Origin of the sequence: Mesorhizobium sp. M00.F.Ca.ET.216.01.1.1, assembly GCF_004010325.2 — a bacterium.
Classification (GTDB): domain Bacteria; phylum Pseudomonadota; class Alphaproteobacteria; order Rhizobiales; family Rhizobiaceae; genus Mesorhizobium.
The window spans coordinates 1-290 of the sequence record NZ_SADR02000504.1 but is presented as its reverse complement, the minus strand read 5'-3'; the positions used below and the strand labels follow the sequence as shown (position 1 = coordinate 290).

At 66.2% G+C, this 290-nt stretch carries 1 protein-coding gene; it reads right to left on the bottom strand.

Going from position 1 to position 290, the window contains the following annotated elements; translation table 11 throughout:
- Positions 1-290: HAMP domain-containing protein (locus tag EN859_RS37170; protein WP_135913746.1), on the bottom strand; the 290-nt coding region annotated here is incomplete at both ends.

Sequence of the window (290 nt, the reverse complement as noted above, 5' to 3'; positions counted from 1 at the left end):
TCGATCTGATCCAGATACGACTCCGCTGCCACCACGAAACTGCTGTCGCTGCTCTCGGGCATCGCCATGGCCATCGAAAGGCGCAGTTTGGTGAGCGGCGTGCGAATGTCGTGCGATATGCCGGCGAGCATGAGCGCGCGCGTCGCCTCCGCCTGCTGCAATGCCTGCGTCATCTGGTTGACCGCGCTGCTTACCGCGGCTATTTCAACGGGCCCGTCGGTCGGCAGCGGCGGCGGCGTTTCGCCGGCACTCAGGCGCCGTGCCGCATCGGTCAGTTCCTGAAGCGGCCG